This is a genomic window from Paracoccus aerodenitrificans (assembly GCF_027913215.1).
GTDB classification, from domain to species: Bacteria; Pseudomonadota; Alphaproteobacteria; order Rhodobacterales; family Rhodobacteraceae; genus Paracoccus; species Paracoccus aerodenitrificans.
Genome location: NZ_CP115784.1, coordinates 550,806 through 568,926, shown reverse-complemented (window position 1 = coordinate 568,926; position 18,121 = coordinate 550,806). Strand labels below are relative to the sequence as shown.

The 18,121-nt window shown below is 60.9% G+C and carries 17 protein-coding genes and 1 riboswitch; of the genes, 1 reads left to right on the top strand and 16 read right to left on the bottom strand.

Annotated features, from left to right (window positions below; translation table 11 throughout):
• Nucleotides 1-35: 35 nt before the first annotated feature.
• From PAE61_RS04100 to PAE61_RS04025, 16 genes are all read right to left on the bottom strand, one after another.
• Nucleotides 36-2,717 carry an Rne/Rng family ribonuclease gene (locus tag PAE61_RS04100; RefSeq protein WP_271114146.1) on the bottom strand — a complete coding sequence of 894 codons (2,682 nt, stop codon included), beginning with the start codon at nucleotides 2,715-2,717 and terminating at the stop codon, nucleotides 36-38.
• Nucleotides 2,718-3,219: 502 nt separating this feature from the next.
• Complete coding sequence (locus tag PAE61_RS04095; RefSeq protein ID WP_271114145.1) at nucleotides 3,220-4,548, bottom strand: sigma-54-dependent transcriptional regulator; 1,329 nt, start codon at nucleotides 4,546-4,548, stop codon at nucleotides 3,220-3,222.
• Between the two features lie 17 nt (nucleotides 4,549-4,565).
• Nucleotides 4,566-6,362 carry a sensor histidine kinase gene (locus PAE61_RS04090; protein WP_434803101.1) on the bottom strand — a complete coding sequence of 599 codons (1,797 nt, stop codon included), beginning with the start codon at nucleotides 6,360-6,362 and terminating at the stop codon, nucleotides 4,566-4,568.
• A gap of 71 nt (nucleotides 6,363-6,433) precedes the next feature.
• Nucleotides 6,434-7,102: a phosphoribosylformylglycinamidine synthase subunit PurQ gene (gene purQ / locus PAE61_RS04085; RefSeq protein WP_271114144.1), complete on the bottom strand. Its 669-nt coding sequence runs from the start codon at nucleotides 7,100-7,102 to the stop codon at nucleotides 6,434-6,436.
• Nucleotides 7,103-7,394: 292 nt separating this feature from the next.
• Entirely contained in the window at nucleotides 7,395-8,141 is a 747-nt protein-coding gene (locus PAE61_RS04080; RefSeq protein WP_271114143.1) for an ABC transporter permease, read from the bottom strand.
• Entirely contained in the window at nucleotides 8,132-8,800 is a 669-nt protein-coding gene (locus tag PAE61_RS04075; RefSeq protein ID WP_271114142.1) for an ABC transporter ATP-binding protein, read from the bottom strand. The genes PAE61_RS04080 and PAE61_RS04075 overlap by 10 nt, the downstream gene beginning before the upstream one ends.
• 53 nt (nucleotides 8,801-8,853) lie before the next feature.
• Nucleotides 8,854-9,525 (bottom strand): TenA family protein, encoded by a 672-nt coding sequence (locus PAE61_RS04070; RefSeq protein WP_271114141.1) that lies wholly within the window; start codon nucleotides 9,523-9,525, stop codon nucleotides 8,854-8,856.
• Nucleotides 9,522-10,457 (bottom strand): ABC transporter substrate-binding protein, encoded by a 936-nt coding sequence (locus PAE61_RS04065; protein ID WP_271114140.1) that lies wholly within the window; start codon nucleotides 10,455-10,457, stop codon nucleotides 9,522-9,524. Before PAE61_RS04065 ends, PAE61_RS04070 begins: the two co-directional genes overlap by 4 nt.
• On the bottom strand, nucleotides 10,454-11,458 hold the full coding sequence (locus PAE61_RS04060) for a HesA/MoeB/ThiF family protein (RefSeq protein ID WP_271114139.1): 1,005 nt from the start codon (nucleotides 11,456-11,458) through the stop codon (nucleotides 10,454-10,456). The genes PAE61_RS04065 and PAE61_RS04060 overlap by 4 nt, the downstream gene beginning before the upstream one ends.
• Nucleotides 11,437-12,033, bottom strand: coding sequence for a thiamine phosphate synthase (locus tag PAE61_RS04055; protein ID WP_271114138.1), 597 nt, complete (start codon nucleotides 12,031-12,033; stop codon nucleotides 11,437-11,439). Before PAE61_RS04055 ends, PAE61_RS04060 begins: the two co-directional genes overlap by 22 nt.
• The gene (locus tag PAE61_RS04050; RefSeq protein ID WP_271114137.1) at nucleotides 12,030-12,800 is read right to left on the bottom strand and encodes a thiazole synthase; all 771 of its coding nucleotides are present in this window, start codon (nucleotides 12,798-12,800) and stop codon (nucleotides 12,030-12,032) included. The genes PAE61_RS04055 and PAE61_RS04050 overlap by 4 nt, the downstream gene beginning before the upstream one ends.
• A gap of 1 nt (nucleotide 12,801) precedes the next feature.
• Nucleotides 12,802-12,999 carry a sulfur carrier protein ThiS gene (thiS, locus tag PAE61_RS04045; RefSeq protein WP_271114136.1) on the bottom strand — a complete coding sequence of 66 codons (198 nt, stop codon included), beginning with the start codon at nucleotides 12,997-12,999 and terminating at the stop codon, nucleotides 12,802-12,804.
• Complete coding sequence (locus PAE61_RS04040) at nucleotides 12,996-13,964, bottom strand: FAD-dependent oxidoreductase (protein ID WP_271114135.1); 969 nt, start codon at nucleotides 13,962-13,964, stop codon at nucleotides 12,996-12,998. The genes thiS and PAE61_RS04040 overlap by 4 nt, the downstream gene beginning before the upstream one ends.
• Nucleotides 13,961-14,764, bottom strand: a complete 804-nt coding sequence (gene thiD, locus PAE61_RS04035) for a bifunctional hydroxymethylpyrimidine kinase/phosphomethylpyrimidine kinase (RefSeq protein WP_271114134.1) — start codon at nucleotides 14,762-14,764, stop codon at nucleotides 13,961-13,963. Before thiD ends, PAE61_RS04040 begins: the two co-directional genes overlap by 4 nt.
• Nucleotides 14,765-14,823: 59 nt before the next feature.
• Nucleotides 14,824-14,923: riboswitch (TPP riboswitch) on the bottom strand.
• A 217-nt stretch (nucleotides 14,924-15,140) separates the two neighbouring features.
• Nucleotides 15,141-16,352, bottom strand: a complete 1,212-nt coding sequence (locus PAE61_RS04030; RefSeq protein ID WP_271114133.1) for an NADP-dependent isocitrate dehydrogenase — start codon at nucleotides 16,350-16,352, stop codon at nucleotides 15,141-15,143.
• A gap of 294 nt (nucleotides 16,353-16,646) precedes the next feature.
• Nucleotides 16,647-17,306 carry an alpha/beta hydrolase gene (locus PAE61_RS04025; protein WP_271114132.1) on the bottom strand — a complete coding sequence of 220 codons (660 nt, stop codon included), beginning with the start codon at nucleotides 17,304-17,306 and terminating at the stop codon, nucleotides 16,647-16,649.
• 164 nt (nucleotides 17,307-17,470) lie between these two features.
• On the opposite strand from PAE61_RS04025, the gene iscR reads away from it, so the two are divergent.
• The gene (gene iscR, locus PAE61_RS04020) at nucleotides 17,471-17,935 is read left to right on the top strand and encodes a Fe-S cluster assembly transcriptional regulator IscR (RefSeq protein ID WP_271114131.1); all 465 of its coding nucleotides are present in this window, start codon (nucleotides 17,471-17,473) and stop codon (nucleotides 17,933-17,935) included.
• Nucleotides 17,936-18,121: the final 186 nt, after the last annotated feature.

Genomic DNA, 18,121 nt, shown 5'->3' with positions numbered 1-18,121 from the left:
AAGGGCCTGCCATTACAGGCAGGCCCCTTGCCAGATCATCCGATGGACCACCATCCCCGGCGTTTGGGACGCGGAGGCGCGGCCTCTTCTTCCACGGTGGGTTCGGTCTCGACAGGTTCTGCATCTGCTGCCGGTTCTTCGGCTGCGGCGCTGTCTGAGGCTTCTGGCATCCCGTTCTGAATTGCTTCAGCCGGAGCTTCCTCAACCGCAGGTGCCGGAGCCACCGGCGCAACAGGATCATTAACCGCAGACAGTTTTTCAGCCACCGGAGCATCTGCCGGAACATCTTCGGCAACCTCAGAAGGAATTTCAGCGGTTTCCGGTGTCGCTTCAGCCGCATCCTCTAGCGCCTGCTGAACGGGTTCTGCCCCATCCGATCTGACGGGCAGATCTCTCAGATCGACGACATTCGCGGCGGCCACAGGCACTGCCGGAGCAACCTCGCCCTGATCCGTTTCCGGCTGCTGATCCTCGGAGGCCTCGGCTTGAGGACGGCGACGCGACCGGGAGCGGCTGCGCGATTTCGGCTTGGCTGTTTCAGCAGCTTCTGGCTTTTCACCCTCCACTGCATCCTCGCGATCCGAACCGTCTTCCCGAGACTGATCGTCCCCTTCACTGCGACCATCGGCGCTGTCCTGCGCATCGTCGCCATTCTCGGAGATATGGCCGTTCTCATCGGAACGATCCTTTCCGCCGCGACGGCGACGGCGGCGGCGGCGCTTGGAGCGGCCATTGCCCTCTGAATCCGCATCGGAGGTCTCGGCGCGGTTATCGCTTTCGGCCTCTTCCTCCGCCGGGATTTCTTCCTCTTGGTCATCCTCATCGATCTGAGCCATCAGGCTTGCATCCACCGACAGGACGGCATGGACGGAATCCGGCAGCGCACGGGTCGCGCTTTTGAATTTCTCAATCGCGAAATCCGGCGAGATAAGCTGCGGATCGGCCTCGACCCGCACCGCCATGCCATAGCGGGCCTCAATCAGCGCGATATGCTCGCGCTTGCCGTTCATCAGGAAATTCGCCACCGCGACAGGTGCCTTGACCAGAACCTCACGCGAGCGTTTCCGGGTGCCTTCTTCCTCGATGGCACGCAGAATGGTCAGCGCCAGACTGTCATCCGAGCGGATCAGCCCGGTTCCGTGACAATGCGCACAAGGCTGCGTGGTCGATTCCAGCATGCCGGGACGAAGGCGCTGACGGCTCATCTCCAGCAGGCCAAAGCCGGAAATCTTGCCGACCTGAATCCGCGCCCGATCCGTCTTCAGCCGGTCCTTCAGCCGCTTTTCGACGGCGAGGTTATTCTTGCGCTCGTCCATGTCGATGAAGTCGATGACGATCAGACCGGCAAGGTCGCGCAGCCGCAACTGCCGGGAAATCTCATCGGCAGCTTCGAGATTGGTCTTCGTCGCGGTATCCTCGATCGAGCCTTCCTTCGTCGCCCGACCAGAGTTGACGTCGATCGCCACAAGAGCCTCGGTCACGCCGATGACGATATAGCCCCCGGATTTCAACTGCACGACCGGGTTGAACATCCCGCCCAGATAGCCCTCGACCTGATAGCGGGCGAAAAGCGGCATCGGATCGTGATAATGTTTCACGTTGCGGGCATGGGACGGCATGATCATCTTCATGAAGTCCTTGGCCACGCGATAGCCGCGCTCACCCTCGACAAGCACCTCGTCAATCTCGCGGCTGTACAAGTCGCGGATGGTCCGCTTGATTAGATCGCCTTCCTCATAGATCGGCGACGGCGCGGTCGAGTTGAATGTCAGTTCGCGGATCTGCTCCCACAGACGCATCAGATATTCGTAATCGCGCTTGATCTCGGTCCGGGTCCGCTGGCTGCCTGCGGTGCGGATGATCAGCCCCGCGCCCTGAGGAACTTTCAGATCCGAGGCAATGTCTTTCAGCTTCTTGCGGTCGGATGCACTGGTGATCTTGCGCGAAATCCCACCCCCACGCGCGGTATTCGGCATCAGAACGCAATACCGACCGGCCAGAGACAGATATGTCGTCAGTGCGGCACCCTTATTGCCGCGCTCTTCCTTGACCACCTGCACCAGCATGATCTGGCGGACCTTGATCACCTCCTGAATCTTGTAGCGGCGGGGACGCGGCTTCTTCGGAATCCGGATTTCCTCGGTCACATCCTCATCGGCGACCGATTCAATGCTGTCATCCTTGTCCGACGCATCTGCCGCGCTGTCTTCAGCCGCGTCAGCGACGATATCCTGCGTCTCATCGACCGCAACGCCCTCATCGGCAGAGGAAGAATCGTTCTCCTCGGCTTCGTTATCAACCAGTTCCATTCCCGGAATAGCGTCCGACGTGACCTTGGCATCGTCGCTTGCTGCCTTCTCGGCTTTGGAGCGGCGGCGACGTACGGGCTTGCCCTTTTCCGCCGCATCCTCAGCGGCAACCGCCTCGGCATAGGCCTTTTCTTCTTCCAAAAGAGCCTGCCGGTCAGCGGCGGGGATCTGGTAATAATCCGGGTGGATTTCGGCGAAGGCCAGAAATCCGTGCCGGTTTCCGCCGTAATCGACGAATGCCGCCTGAAGCGACGGTTCGACCCGCGTTACCTTTGCCAGATAGATATTGCCAGCAAGCTGCCGCTTGTTGACTGTCTCGAAGTCAAACTCCTCGACCTTGGTTCCGTCCACCACAACGACGCGGGTTTCTTCCGCGTGCGTTGCGTCGATCAGCATTTTCTTTGCCATTTGAGCTACTTTCACCCAACCCCGACCCGCCCCGGCATATCGCCAGAGACAAAGAGGGGTTGCGGCATGATGGGGACGCGGGCGCGGCGTCGGCAGTGATTGCGGGTCCTCGGACCCGCATCCATTCTGCCGAACTGTTTTCTGCGCGTTGCATCGCGTCTGTTACCTCTTGGCCCCGGACCACAGCCGCGGGGCAACGATTATCAGCCCCTGGCGCAAGCGTTTCGGGACCGTTTTCTTGGCGTGAAGAGACCGCATCTGTCATGGGCCGGCTTCCGCTGCGAAACTGTTGGCGCGGAAACAACTTACAGCTGAGACGTCGCGCATGGTCCGAACATAATGGCGTCGGGCAAGAAAGTTCAATGGGAAATCAGACTTTCGCCCGCGATCGGCGGCGTGGCGTCATTGCGTCAACAGCCCAAATCATCGCCTGACACAGCAGGCACAGCAGCAAATCGCGACACCCCGGCAGAGCCGGGGTCATTCACGACAAAGTCAGCGATCAGAGGTAATCGCTGCGCGACAGTCCGTATTTCGCCATTTTCTCATTCAGTGTCCGCCGGGGCAGACAAAGCTCGTCCATGACCGCTGCGATACTGCCCTTGTGGCGGCGCATGGTGTTGTCGATCAGCATCTTCTCGAAGCTTTCGACATATTCCTTCAGCGGTTTACCCTCGGTCGTGGTGGCCTGCCCCTGCTCATCATCGCCCTCTGTCATCAAAAGCGAGGTGATCGAGCCCGAGCCGCGACGATTCTGCAGCACCGCGCGTTCGGCGACATTGATAAGCTGGCGCACATTGCCCGGCCACGGAGCCTGCAATAACTGCGCAGCCTCCTGCGCATTCACCTGAGGCGGTTCGCAGCCATATTCATCCGCGAATTGTTCGGTCATGCGCGTGAACAGGGCCAGGATGTCCTCTCCCCGCGCTCGCAGCGGCGGAACCGTGATCTGCAGCGCCGAGAGACGATAGAACAGGTCGGGCCGCAGCGAATCCTCGGGCCGATGGCCGCCGCCACGGGCATTCGAGATGGCGATGATCCGCGTCTCTGCCGGAGAGCCCTGATCTGATATGAACCCCAGAAGACGCGCCTGAAGCGGGTCGGGCAGCGCCTCGACATCCTCAAGGCACAGCGTGCCGCCACGCGCTTCTTCAATGGCAGGGATCCCGTCCTCAAGCGGGCCAAAGAGACGCGTCGTCAGTGCTTCGGCATCGAAGGCGGCACAGGCAACCGGCACGAATTTCTTCGACGCCCGAGGCCCGACCGCATGCAGCGCATGCGCAACCAGCGTCTTGCCCGTCCCCGTTTCGCCGTCGATCAGCACATGACCGTCCGCCTGCCCCAGATCCAGAATATCCTCGCGAAGCCGGTCCATCGCGGCGGACTGGCCGACCAGCTTGGACATGACCTGCTGCCCTTCGGACAGATCGCGCCGCAGCGCCCGGTTATCCAGCGTAAGACGACGCATCTGCGTGGCTTTTTTCGCCAGTTCGGTCATTCGGTCGGGCTTGAAGGGCTTCTCCATGAAGTCCATCGCGCCCATCCGCATCGCATCGACCGCCATCGGCACATCGCCGTGGCCGGTAATCATGATGACAGGCAGCGCCGAATCGATGCTCATCAGCCGTTTGAGAAAGGCCATCCCGTCCATACCGGGCATCCGGATATCGGTGATGACAACGCCCGGCCAGTCTTGACCGATCTCCTTCAGCGCATCCTCGGCGGATGGAAAGGTCACGGTGTTAAATCCCGATAGCACCAGCCACTGGCTGATGGATTCACGCATATCCGGCTCATCGTCAACAATCGCGATACTCAGCGTCTTACTCATAATCTGCCTTTCCTAACTCATTCTGCGGCCAGAGGCCGTTCATCGCGCCCGCCGTCAGGGTCATAAAGCGGCAGCGCCATTTCAAATACGGCGCCCGACCCGTCCTCGGAATTATGCGCAGTCAGCCTTCCGCCGAAATCGGCGACGATACCCGAAGAGATTGCCAGACCCAGACCCGTTCCCTCTCCGGGTTTTTTGGTTGTGAAGAACGGTTCGAACAATTTATCCAGATCGCTTACCCCGGGACCGTTGTCGCGCACAGTCACAACGGCTTGAGCGGTGGCCTCAATCGCGATGTCGATCCGGGCATCGCGTACCGACTTGGTCGCATCGAGCGCATTCCGCAAGAGGTTTATCAGAACCTGCTCGACCCGGATCCGGTCGCAATAGACCATCACCGGACGTCGCGGCAGGCTGCGCATGATGCGAACCGGACGTGCACGAAGCTGCGGCTCCATCATGGTCAGGGCATTGGACAGGGCATTTCGCAGATCGACCGGCTCAAACGCCTCACCCCCCTTTCTGGCATAGGATTTAAGCTGCCGCGTAATCGCCCCCATGCGATCGACCAGATCGTCGATACGCTGAAATGACGACAACGCCTCTTCCGAGCGTCCCCTGTCCAGCAAAAGACGCGCACCGGCGATATAGGTCTTCATCGCGGCAAGCGGCTGGTTAAGCTCATGGCTGACCCCCGCCGACATCTCACCCAAAGCGGCCAGTTTCGAAGATTGCTGAACTGTCTGCTCGGCCACGCGCAATTCACGCTGCACCCGCTCCCGCTCGGCGATTTCCCGGGTCAGCCTTGAGTTCAGGGCGCGGAGATCCGCGGATTCCCGCATATAGGCCACGGTTCGCCTCTGAGCCCGCCGCGACAGGACATAGAACATCACCGCCGCCAGCACCGCCATCACCATCGCCTCAAGCGCAAGTGCGGCGTTGACCCGCTCACGGATCGATTCATATGTGGTGAAATTGAACATCCGCCAGCCGCGAAACGCAATATTGGTTTCGGTCTGCATCACCGCGCGGCCCTTCACATAGGCATCCGCATCGGCATTGCTCCAATCCGCACTGACCTGAAACGCCCGCTCAATCGCATTGGGAACGGGCCGGACGGAAAGTGCTTCGTCCAGCGGCAGGCCGCGCCATCGCGCCTCGGTTGACAGGATCACCAGCCCGGTCGAATCCGTCACCGCAACCGCATCGGTGATCCCGGCCCAACTTTGCTCAAGCTGCGTCAGATCCGTACTGACCACCACAACGCCCAGAGTCCCGGAACTATCGGCAATTGCCCGTGAATACACGAATTCATAGCTGCCGCTTTCCCCTTCCGAGACGGTAAACACCGTTTCCCGCGCCCGCATCGCCTCGACGAAATAGGGTGCCGATACGTAATTCGTCCCCAATATCTGCCGGTCGGTCGCCGCAACCGTGCGACCCGAAGCATCCAGCAAACGGATAGAGGCCACCCCGATTTCCTTCTGCGCGGTAATCAGCCGGGCCGAGGTAAATGCGAAATCCCCCGATGCGAGCGAGGTGATCAGCGCCGGGTCCCGCGCCAGCATCATCGGGACGACCGAATTGCGCTGAAGTTCGGATTTCAACTGCCCACTATACAGCGCACCGCGAAGTTCGGCCCGGTTCCGCGCGGTTTCGGAAAACCGCTCGGTCAACCAGCCATTGGTGGCCCACAGAAGCAGACCGGCAAGACACAGCAACAGAAGAAGGGCTCCGCGAAGCTCCCAAGGGTTCGCGGCAGACTCATCGCCTCCTCCTGCGGGGCGATCATCTTCGGGCGGGGTCGCGATCAATTGGCGGGTTCCGCTGCGATGGTCATTCCAGACAATCTATTCCCGACAGCGCCTTCTGCCAAGCGACTCCGTCAGGAGGCCACAAGCGCCCCGACCAGAGACGCAAACATCGCCTTTCCGTCAGTGCCGCCGTGATCGCGATCAACGGCACGTTCAGGATGCGGCATCATCCCCAGAACCCGGCGGTTTTCAGAAAGAACCCCGGCAATATCCGCCACCGAGCCATTGATCCCCGGAGCGTAACGGAAGGCGATCCGGTCCTGCTGCTTCAGCGCGGCCAGACCCTCGGGGTCGATCTGATAATTCCCGTCATGATGCGCGACCGGAACCGTCAGAAGTTGATCCGGCTGATATGCCGAAGTGAAATCGCTGTCTGTCGTCATAACCCGCAGGGTCACGGGCCGACAGATGAAATTCAGCCCGGAATTTCTCATCAGCGTCCCCGGCAACAATCCAAGCTCTGTCAGGACCTGAAAGCCGTTACAGACGCCAAGAACATAACCTCCCCGCCCGGCATGCTCGCGAATGGCCCTCGCAACCGGAGACTGCGCCGCAATCGCTCCGCAACGCAGGTAATCCCCAAAGGAAAACCCACCCGGTATCGCAACCAGATCGACGCCATCCGGCAGCGACGCATCCTTGTGCCAGACCTGCGTGACATCAGCCTCGGCACGGCTCAGCGCAACCTGCAGATCACGGTCGCAGTTCGATCCGGGGAAAGTGATGACAGCGGCTTTCATGGAACGTGCTCCGTGTCGCGGTAAGGTTCGGAGAAGCCGATAACGGATAACGCCGACATTGAAAAGCACCGAGGTCGAACATCCAGACAGAGTTGGGCGCCCCGGCAGATTCCCTGGACCCCAGGACCACCAGAGCGCCCTGAAAACTGGATCGGCGCCAGATCCAATCAAACCATGATATAATATTTTGGGCAAAAAATACAGATATTCGGATTAGCCCGCTGGTTTCATTCAGTAGTTTTGAATTCGCGGCCCATTCCGAAAAATATCGGCATCGTTTGTTCACAAACCACTATTTACCGCGCCCCCTCATGATCAAGCGGTCGGCAATAGCATCCACCACCAGATGAAGCGTTATGGTCAGCGTCGCGATGACAATCACCGCTGCGAACATCAGGTCGATTTTCGCGCGGCCATTCGCCAGCAGCATCAGATAGCCGAGGCCCTGCGACGCGCCGACCCACTCGCCGATAATGACCCCGATTGGCGCATAGACCGCGGCCAGCCTCAGCCCGGTCAGCAATCCGGGCAGCGCAGCGGGGATGCGAACCCGCCTCATGATCTGGATCTCTGAAGCGCCCATGATCCGGGCCTGAGCGATCCATGCAGGCGGCGTCGTGATCAACGCATCGAAAAACGCCGAGGTCACGGGGAAATAGATGATCAGCAGCGCCACCGCGATCTTCGAGCCCAGGCCATAGCCGAACCACAGCGTGAAGATCGGCGCGAGGGCAAAGACCGGGATTGCCTGACTAAAGACCAGAAGCGGACGCACAGAACGCGCGGCTGCCGGTGAAAGCGCAAGGAAAATCGCAGACAGCCAGCCGAGGGCGGTCCCCAGCATCAGCCCGAGCGCAATTTCAGAAACTGTGATGGCTGTGTGATATGCCAGAAGCGCACGGCTCTGCCAAAGCTCTTCCGCGACGGCCACCGGACCCGGCAGAATGAAAGACGGCATGTTCAGCGCGATGACCGCGACCTGCCACAGGCCAAGACCCAGCAGAAGCGGCAAGATGCTGCGCAACGAAATCAGCTGCATTTCAGCAATATCCCTGTCAGCTCGGCCGCAATGCTCAGTGTCTCTGTGCTGTCCGCCGGTCGTGGCGGAGGCGTCCCGCAAGGGCGGATCTCTTGTACGCCGCAAGGCGTCAGCACGACGATATGATCCGCCAGCCGCGCGGCCTCGCCGGGGTCATGGGTGACATGCAGCACCGTGCGGCCCGACAGCTCAGAAGCCGCGAGATCCTGCATCCGCGCCCGGTTGGCCACGTCGAGCGCCGAGAAAGGTTCATCCAGCAGCACCAGCGGGCGATCTTCATACAGCGTCCGCGCCAGTGCCACGCGCTGACGCTGACCGCCGGACAAAGCATGCGGCTTGCGTCCACCAAGCCCCGCCAAACCGACTCTTTCCAGCAGGTGAAGCGCATGTTTCGTGTCGGGCTTCTCGCCCCGCATCGCGGCACCAAGCATCACGTTGCGCGTGACATCCAGCCAGGGCAGCAACCCGGCCGACTGCGCCATCATCGCGATGCGGCCCTTCAGCGGATACCCGTCATCCGCCACTGCCTGCCCGTCCAGCATCACGCCTTCGGCCACATCCGCGAAGCAGTGCAGCAAGGTGGATTTGCCGATGCCCGACGGTCCCAGAAGGCATGTCCACTGCCCGCCTGGAACCGCCAGCCGCAGTGGTCCCAGCACGAGACCGCTATCGGATCGGACCAATCCATCGAAGCGAAGACCGGGCGGGACGGTCAGGGCGTGGCTGCCATCTGCCAAAATCCGACCTCCAGACGTGTCGCGGTGGTGAAGCGATCACACAGAACCTGCCAGCCCGGGCTGTTTTCCGGTGTGTCCCCCAGACGGCGGCGAACCGCGTCGTCGATCAGCGCACCGGCTCTGGCGCAACTCTTCTGGTAATCCGGCCCGCCATAGGTCTCGATCCAGTCGCGATAAGGTGTGTTTTCGGCATTTTCCATCAGCCTTGTGCCGATCTCGCCATAGCCGAGAACACAGGGGGCAAGCGCCGCCAGAAGCTCAAGGAAATCGCCTGAATGGCCCGCATCCAGCACATAGCGCGTATAGGCGATATTCTCGACCCTCTCGGTCGTGGCAGCAAGGCTGGCTTCATCCACGCCCTCAGCCGCGCAGCTTTTGACATGCAACTGCATCTCACCGTCGATCAGCGCCGAGCAGGTTGCCGCGCAGGCCCGCATTTCGCCGATTGTGCCGGCTTTGGTCACTGCCAGCGCCCATGCGCGGGCGAAATGGACAAGGAACAGATAATCCTGCTTCAGATAATGCAGAAACGATTCACGCGGAAGCGAGCCATCGCGCAGCGCCTCGACAAAGCCATGATGCGTATAATCATGCCAATCCTGCCCCGCCGCCTGACGCCAGAGCCCGAAACAATCACCATAGCTCATTTGGTGCGCCCCGGATCGAGGGCAAGATCCGAAACCGGGCGGATTTCGTCGATCAGGCCCGAGCGGTGCATAAAGCTTTCGAACCGGGCATAGCGCCCCTCGTCGAGTGCTGCAGGACGCAAGGCAAAGCGCGGCACCGTGTCGGTCCATGCCTTTGCGTTCAGCTCATCTTTCAGCTCTGCCGAAGTCCCGGAAAAAATCTCCCAGCTTTCCTGAGGGTGATTGACGATGAACTGCACGGCGCGTTCCGTCGCCTCAAGGAAACGCGTCACTTTGTCGGCGTCCATATTATCGGGATTGGCGACATAGATCAGCTCATCATAGGACGGCACGCCATGTTCCTCGGGATAGAAGCAGCGACCGCCGACCCCTTCCAGCTCCATCTGGTTCAGCTCGAAGTTCCGGAAGCCTCCGATTACGGCATCCACCTGCCCGGACATCAGCGAGGGCGACAGCGACCAATTGACGGCGACCATCTGAACATCGTCCGGCGTCAGCCCCGCAGGTGAGATCATCGCCTTCAGCAATGCGGATTCCACCCCCGCGACCGAGAAGCCGATCTTCCGCCCCTTCAGATCGGCGATCTCATCGACCGGCCCGTCTTCCAGCACCAGCAGACAGTTCAGCGGCGTCGCGACCAGAGTACCGACGCGCTTCAGCGGCAGCCCTTCGGCCACCTGAAGGTGAAGCTGCGGCTGATAGGAAATCGCCAGATCGGCCTTTCCCGCCGCCGCCATCTTGGGCGGATCTGCCGGATCGGCGGGAGCGACGATCTCGACCTCCAGCCCGAGATCCTCGAAATAGCCCTTCTCCTGCGCGATGATGATCGGGCCGTGATCGGGATTTACGAACCAGTCCAGCATCAATGTCAGTTGGTCGGCGGCCTGTGCCGGTGCTGCCCAGAGAGCAAGCGCAAGAGGAAAATACTTCATCTGATCTCCTTTCCGATCTGGTCACCAAGCGCGACCAATGTGATTTCGCCCGGCCATTCCCGCGCCAGACGCTCGGCGGCGTGCCATGCGCGTTGGCCCGAACGGCAGCACAGAACCGCGCGCTGCCCGGGCTGTGGAACGGGTCCGCCCGCGCCGAAATCCTCTGCCGTCAGCCTGATCGCATATGGCCGGACAATCTCGCCTTCCGAGGCCGCACGCAGATCGACGACGAAATCGTCGCGCGAGATATCGGCTTGATCCATGAAAACAGGCTGCCGGTCGGGTTCCGGTGCCCCCGCAAAGCCAAACCCTCCGAAGCGATGCGACAGACCGTCATAGCTGACGATCCGTCCCAGTGGAGATGGCGGCATCTCCGCAAGAATGCTCAGCGCCATCTGCGCCTGAACACTGCCGATCACGCCGACAAGCGGTCCCAGAACACCATCTTCCGAACAGTTTCCAAGGCGCTGAGGCAGATCGGGAAAGACCGCCCGAAGCGACGGAGCACCGCCGCAAAAACAGCCCGCATAGCCGTCCGTCCCGATCACCGAGGCGCTGACAAGAGGCAGCCCCGCCTTCATGCAGAAATCCGACAGCACATAGCTGGCCGCGAAACTATCGGCGCAATCCAGCACCAGCGTCATGCCAGAGGCCAGCCGGGCGATATTTCCCGGCCCCGCAGCCGTCAGCACCGGCTCGACATGGCAGCCGGGATTCAGCGCTGCAACCGCATCAGCCGCAGCCTGAGCCTTGGGGCGTCCGATATCGGACATGCGGAATAATGTCTGCCGGTGAAGATTGCTCTCCTCGATCAGATCGGGATCGACCAGACGGATATGCCCGACCCCCGCTCCGCCAAGATATTGCAGGACCGGAGCCGCCAGCCCGCCTGCCCCGACGATGAGAATACGCGCCGCCGCCAGACGCTTCTGGCCATTGGCCCCGAACGCCTCTACCGCCTGTTGTCTTGCATAGCGTGTCACCCTGTGACCTCGATCCATTCGCGTATCCGCGCCTCAGGGTCGGGATTCAGCGTGATATCGGTAACGACCGAAGCAATATCGGCACCGGCGGCGAATGCCTCGACCGCGCGGGCGGGCGCCAGCCCTCCGATCGCGACCAGAGGCAGATCGCCGATCAGCGAGCGCCATTCGCGGACCCGGTCCAGACCCTGCTGATGCCATTTCATCTTCTTCAGGATGGTAGGCCAGACCGGCCCAAGTGCGACGTAATCCGGCGACAGGGACAGCGCACGATCCAGCTCGGCATGATCATGGGTCGAGATCCCAAGACGCAGACCCGCCCGGCGGATCGCCGTGATATCCGCATCGTCGAGATCTTCTTGCCCCAGATGAATCCAGTCGCAGCCGCAATCAATCGCCAGACGCCAGTGATCGTTGACAACCAGCGTCGCGCCCGCCTTCCGGCACATGTCACGCGCGGCTGAGATATGATTCCGCAACAGGCCCGCAGGCTGATCCTTGATGCGAAGCTGGACCAGACCGACGCCCAACGGCAAGGCACGTTCCAGCCAGTCTGCGGAATCGAAGATCGGATAAAACCGGCTCAGCGTCATTTCAGCACCGCCAGACCAAGAATCGGAGTCGAAGGCTGCGCCATATCCCGCGGCGGCATCGGATCGGCCTCATAGGCCAGCCGCCCGGCATCCAGCGCATGCGCAAAGCCCTCGGCCATCGCGGCAGGATCGCCTGCCTTCGCCACGGCGGTATTCAGAAGAACCGCATCGAAGCCCAACTCCATCGCCTGCGCCGCATGCGAGGGCAGCCCGATCCCGGCATCGATCACCATCGGGATATCGGGGAACTGCGCCCGCAACGCCCTCAGACCATAGGGGTTATTCAGCCCCAGCCCGGTTCCGATAGGTGCACCCCACGGCATCAGCACCCGGCAACCTGCATCCAGCAGCTTTCCGGCGACGATGCCGTCCTCGGTCGTGTAGGGAAACACCTTGAACCCGTCATCCGAGAGAATCCGCGCGGCCTCGACCAGTCCGAAAGGATCGGGCTGCAAACTGTCGGAATGGCCGATCACCTCAAGCTTGATCCAGTCCGTGTCGAACAGTTCACGCGCCATATGCGCGGTTGTGACGGCCTCTTTCACGGAGTGGCAGCCAGCCGTATTGGGCAGGACCGGCACGCCCAGTTCCCGGATCACCTGCCAGAACCCGTCACCATCCCCTCGCGCGGCTTCCCGCCGCAGAGACACCGTCGCCACACCCGCGCCAGAGCGGCGAAACGCCGTCGAAAGCACCTGGGGCGACGGGTATTGCGCGGTCCCCAGCATCAGCCGCGAGGATATCCGGGTGCCGTAAAACTCCGGCATCTCAGCCTCCCTGCTTCGGAGAGAGGATTTCAAGCCGGTCGCCCTCTGTCAGCCTGCGCTCAGCCCGGGCGGCTGCCGGGATAAAGCCTTCATTGACAGCGGTTGCCACACGGGCCTCGCCATAGCCCAGTTCCTTCAGCGCCGCCTGAAGCGTGGTGGCTCCGATTTCGGCTTCTGTGCCGTTAACGACAATTTTCATAGCATCAGCTCCGGTAATTTGCCGTCCAGCACAAGATCGGCGACCATCCCGGCCAAGGCGGGGGCCAGAAGAAATCCGTGCCGGAACAGTCCGTTGACGAATATACGATCATCCTTGCGGACGATGCGCGGGAGGTTGTCCGGGAAGGCCGGGCGGGCATCCGCCGCGATTTCCAGAATTTCAGCCTCGGCGAAGGCCGGGTGCAGCGCATAGGCGGAATTCAGCAACTCAACAGCGGAACGAAGCGTCACCGGACCGCGCCCGTCGCTTTCGATCTGTGTCGCGCCAAGCATGAAAACCCCGTCACCGCGCGGCACGATATACAGAGGGTGGCGCGGATGCAGCAGACGTACCGGGCGACGCAGGCTGATCTCGGATGCCCGCAGCAACACCATTTCGCCGCGTACGCCACGCAGGTTCGGCAGGCAATCACGGGCCGCCAGACCCCGGCAATCAATGACGATCCCTTTCGGCTGCCCCTCACAGTCAATCGAAACGTCCGCCTTTTTCAGCCCCGCCCACAGCCTGTCCAGAGCCTGACGCGGGTTGATATGCGCCTCGGACGCGAAATGCAGGGCCGTGTCGAAACGCCCGGCAAGATCCGGCTCCAGCCCGGCGATCTCGGCTTCCGCGATACGGTCATGACCTATTGTCCGGCGCGAGAAACGCTCTGTCTCGCTGCGGTCCCGGTCGAGCGCCACGACCAGAGTTCCCGATTGCGTCACCTCGACCCCGGCATCGCGCCACCAGCCCGCGGCCAGTCCGCCCAGACGGATCACCGGTTCCTCGGCGGTCTCTCCCTCGCAATGCGGAGCCAGCATGCCACCCGCCCACCATGAGCAGCAATGCGGACCGGGCGCCCCGGCGGGATCGATGATCTCCGGCCGCACACCGCGACGCAGCAGCTCATGCGCGACGGCAAGCCCGGCCACACCGGCCCCCAGAATGGTGATGTCGCCGGTCACGACCAGACCTCATGGAAATGGTGCACAGGGCCGTGACCATGACCGACATGCAGCGAATTCGCAGCGGCGATGGCACCATGCAGCCAGCCATGCGCCCGGCTTACGGCGGTTTCCACGGCAGCTCCCTTCGCCATTTCCGAGGCAATCGCGGATGACAGTGAGCAACCCGTGCCATGCGTGTTCCGCGTGCTCAGGCGCGGCAGTTCAAACGTCGTCACCCTCTCGCGGTCAACCAGAAGATCGACGCATGACGTCCCGCTGGCATGGCCGCCCTTCATCAGCACAGCCTCGGGGCCGAGATCGCGCAGCGCATCCGCCTGCTCCCCGATCTGATCAGAACCCGTCGCCTGTTCGGTCCCCAGCAACTGCGCCGCCTCGGGCAGGTTCGGCGTCAGCAAGGTGGCACGTGGCAGCAGAAGCTCGCGCAGCGCCGCAATCGCATCGTCCTGCAACAACACATCGCCCGATTTCGCCACCATGACCGGATCCAGCACGACGGGGCCACTGAAGCCCTGCAATGCGTCGCTGACCGCCTGCGTGATCGCGGCTGTTCCCAGCATCCCGATCTTGATCGCATCGATCCGGATATCCTCCAGAACCGTGGCGATCTGTTGCGCCACGATCTGCGGCGACAGCATCTCTACCGCTGCAACCGTGCGGGTATTCTGCGCCGTGATCGCCGTAATCGCCGTGGCAGCATAGACACCAAGCGCCGAGGCGGTTTTCACATCGGCCTGAATACCCGCGCCGCCCCCGCTGTCGGACCCGGCTATGACAAGAAGTTTCGCGACCTTTCCCAACTACGCCTCCAGCTTCGGACGACAGCGCTGAGAAATGGAAAACAGACACGGCAAGGCAGTCTGCGAAGATTTCCGTTCCCTACGCCGGTATTGCCCGGATCAGGTTCGATGGGTTGGCCAAGCCTCTCAGCCCCGAATCGGGCACCCCAACGGATTGATCTGACGGTAAAAGCTTCAACGGATGGCTGCAAGCCCCTGCCTTGGGGGATGTATCGCCCACCGGCGAACCGCACATATCAATTTGCTGGAGACGTGCGGCGAGACAGAAAACCGGGATTTTCCTGATCTTATCGGAACCAGAAACCGCTTTCTGTGAAAGATCGCAAAAGAAAAAGGCCAGGCAATCCGCCCGGCCCTTCCGTCTATCCCTGAACGCTTAGCTGAGCGCCTTGTTCAGATATTCATCCACTTTCTCTAGGTAACCCATCGTGGAGAGCCACTTCTGATCCGGTCCAACCAGCAAAGCGAGGTCCTTGGTCATGAAACCATCCTCGACCGCGCGAACCGTGACTTTTTCCAGCGTCTCAGCGAAGTTCATCAGTTCAGAGTTCTCATCCAGCTTGGCGCGGTGCTTCAGCCCGCCCGTCCAAGCATAGATCGACGCAATCGAGTTGGTCGAAGTCTCATTGCCCTTCTGATGCTCACGGTAATGGCGCGTCACGGTGCCGTGGGCGGCCTCGGCTTCGACCGTCTGCCCGTCCGGCGTCATCAGAACCGAGGTCATCAGACCCAGAGAACCGAAGCCCTGAGCGACGGTATCGGACTGCACGTCACCATCGTAGTTCTTACAGGCCCAGACATAACCGCCATTCCATTTCAGCGAGGACGCAACCATGTCATCGATCAGACGGTGCTCATAGGTGATCCCGGCCTTCTTGAACTTGTCGGCGAATTCCTCGTCGAAGACTTGCTGGAAGATATCCTTGAAGCGCCCGTCATAGGCTTTCATGATCGTATTCTTCGTCGAGAGATACAGCGGATAATTACGCTGAAGCGCGTAGTTCATCGAGGCGCGGGCGAAATCCACAATCGACGGATCGAGATTATACATCGCCATCGCAACGCCGGCATCAGGCGACTGGAAGACCTCATGCTCGATGGTCTCGCCATCCTCGCCGACAAACTTGATGATCAGCGTGCCCTTTCCCGGGAAGCGGAAATCTGTGGCACGATACTGGTCGCCGAAAGCGTGGCGGCCGACAATGATCGGCTTGGTCCAGTGCGGCACCAGACGCGGCACGTTCCGCGCAATGATCGGCTCGCGGAAGATCACCCCGCCCAGAATATTGCGGATCGTCCCGTTGGGCGAGCGCCACATCTTCTTGAGGCCGAATTCCTCGACGCGTGCCTCATCCGGGGTAATGGTCGCACATTTGACACCAACCCCGTATTCCTTGATCGCATTCGCCGCATCGATGGTGATCTGGTCATCGGTCCGGTCACGTTCCTCGATTCCCAGATCGTAATATTTCAGATCGATGTCGAGATAGGGCAGGATCAGCTTCTTCTTGATGAAGTCCCAGATGATCCGGGTCATCTCGTCGCCGTCGAGCTCGACAACGGGGTTTTCTACCTTGATCTTCGACATAGGGGCTCCTTCGGGCAGGTTTTGCTTTGCGCGCGGTATAGCGGCTCTCGCAGCGGAAAGGAAGGCGGCACACTATTGTATGCCGAATGATCTGCACTGCTGTCACCGACGACAGATTTACAAACTCGCAGCGCTACGCAAGCATTTTTCAGGGGAATAAACGATACTAAGCCATGTTTATGGATCAAGCAGCGCCCGGGCCTGCGGGCGAAGTATCTCCCAGACCTCAGGCAAGCCACGGGCGATCTTTGCACCGACCCGCATTTCGATCTGGCTGAAGGTGACAAAGCCCGATTACCGCGTGGTTTCAGTCAGCCTGCGCCGCACATAGGTCTGAACCGAGCTAATCATCGGCTCCATGTGCTTTTCATCGTCGCGGAAGAAGTGGTCCGCACCGTCAACCACCTCATGGGTGATGGTGATGCCCTTCTGTTCACGCAGCTTTCCGACCAGCCCTTCCGTATCTTTCGGCGGCGCGACACGATCAGCGGAACCGTTGATGATCAGCCCCGATGCCGGACAGGGCGCGAGGAAGCTGAAATCATACATATTGGCCGGAGGCGAAACCGAGATGAACCCGGTGATTTCCGGTCGCCGCATCAGCAATTGCATGCCGATCCAGGCACCGAAGCTGAACCCTGCAACCCAGCAATGCTTTGAATTCGGATTCATCGCTTGAAGATAATCCAGTGCGGCTGCCGCATCCGACAACTCTCCCACACCCTGGTCGAACTCTCCCTGCGAACGGCCGACGCCGCGGAAATTGAACCGCATGACGGAGAAGCCGATCTTGTGGAACGCATAATGGAGATTATAGACGACACGATTATTCATCGTTCCGCCGAATTGAGGATGCGGGTGCAGGATGATGGCAATCGGCGCATCGGGAATGGGCTGGGGATGATAGCGGCCTTCAAGTCGGCCATCTGGACCAGCAAAGATAAGTTCGGGCATCGGGGTCCTTCACGAAACCTGTTTCTTGACGCAGACAACAGCGACAACTATTTCCAAACCCCGAAGATGTGGGCCGGGACCGGCCTGCACAAGGGCGGCCAGGACGGGCGCAGTTAGCCCAAGCCCCAAGCGCTCGTCAATATTTCAGCGCCAAGGAGCGGCATATGAAACTTTCCACCAAGGGCCGATACGGCATGACCGCATTGGTCGATCTGGCTCTGCAACCCGAGAACTCACTGACCTCGCTGGCCGATATTTCCGAGCGTCAGGATATTTCGCTGCCCTATCTCGAACAGCTTTTCGTCCGGCTGCGCCGTGCCGGGCTGGTCGAGTCCGCGCGTGGTCCGGGGGGCGGATACAAGCTTTTGCGTCCGGCCAGTGAGATTCGCGTCTCAGAGGTGCTGGCAGCGGTCGATGAAACCGTCAGCGCCTTGCATGTGGGCGCAGGTGCCTCGGGCGGGGTGTCCGGCTCGCGGGCGCAAACCCTGTCGAACCGGCTGTGGCAGAGCCTCTCTGCGCATGTCTATGTCTTCCTGCATAATGCGACTCTGGCGGATGTCGCGCGAAATCAGCTGCTGCCCTGCCCCGCCGTACCTGATATTCTGTCAATCGTGGACGATAAATCCTGATCCCGGCAGCAAGCGGGCAAGCTGACCGCAGCAATACGCCGGAACCGGAACACTTTCTTTTCCATTTCCCCGTTGGGGAACTTACATCCCTATCTGACGCACACCCCTGCCAATAACGCGGAAAATGTTCTAGATCAGGTGCGAGACCGGCCCCCCGTGTCGTTTTGACACCCGGACAGGGCTTCA

Excerpts from the sequence above, each read along its gene's own strand:
- PAE61_RS04060 (WP_271114139.1), bottom strand. The coding sequence starts at position 11,458 with ATGGATCGAGGTCACAGGGTGACACGCTATGCAAGACAACAGGCGGTA.
- PAE61_RS04065 (WP_271114140.1), bottom strand. The coding sequence starts at position 10,457 with ATGAAGTATTTTCCTCTTGCGCTTGCTCTCTGGGCAGCACCGGCACAG.
- PAE61_RS04030 (WP_271114133.1), bottom strand. The coding sequence starts at position 16,352 with ATGTCGAAGATCAAGGTAGAAAACCCCGTTGTCGAGCTCGACGGCGAC.
- PAE61_RS04050 (WP_271114137.1), bottom strand. The coding sequence starts at position 12,800 with ATGCCGGAGTTTTACGGCACCCGGATATCCTCGCGGCTGATGCTGGGG.
- purQ (WP_271114144.1), bottom strand. The coding sequence starts at position 7,102 with ATGAAAGCCGCTGTCATCACTTTCCCCGGATCGAACTGCGACCGTGAT.
- PAE61_RS04095 (WP_271114145.1), bottom strand. The coding sequence starts at position 4,548 with ATGAGTAAGACGCTGAGTATCGCGATTGTTGACGATGAGCCGGATATG.
- iscR (WP_271114131.1), top strand. The coding sequence starts at position 17,471 with ATGAAACTTTCCACCAAGGGCCGATACGGCATGACCGCATTGGTCGAT.
- thiS (WP_271114136.1), bottom strand. The coding sequence starts at position 12,999 with ATGAAAATTGTCGTTAACGGCACAGAAGCCGAAATCGGAGCCACCACG.
- PAE61_RS04055 (WP_271114138.1), bottom strand. The coding sequence starts at position 12,033 with ATGACGCTGAGCCGGTTTTATCCGATCTTCGATTCCGCAGACTGGCTG.
- PAE61_RS04080 (WP_271114143.1), bottom strand. The coding sequence starts at position 8,141 with ATGCAGCTGATTTCGTTGCGCAGCATCTTGCCGCTTCTGCTGGGTCTT.
- PAE61_RS04070 (WP_271114141.1), bottom strand. The coding sequence starts at position 9,525 with ATGAGCTATGGTGATTGTTTCGGGCTCTGGCGTCAGGCGGCGGGGCAG.
- PAE61_RS04025 (WP_271114132.1), bottom strand. The coding sequence starts at position 17,306 with ATGCCCGAACTTATCTTTGCTGGTCCAGATGGCCGACTTGAAGGCCGC.
- PAE61_RS04100 (WP_271114146.1), bottom strand. The coding sequence starts at position 2,717 with ATGGCAAAGAAAATGCTGATCGACGCAACGCACGCGGAAGAAACCCGC.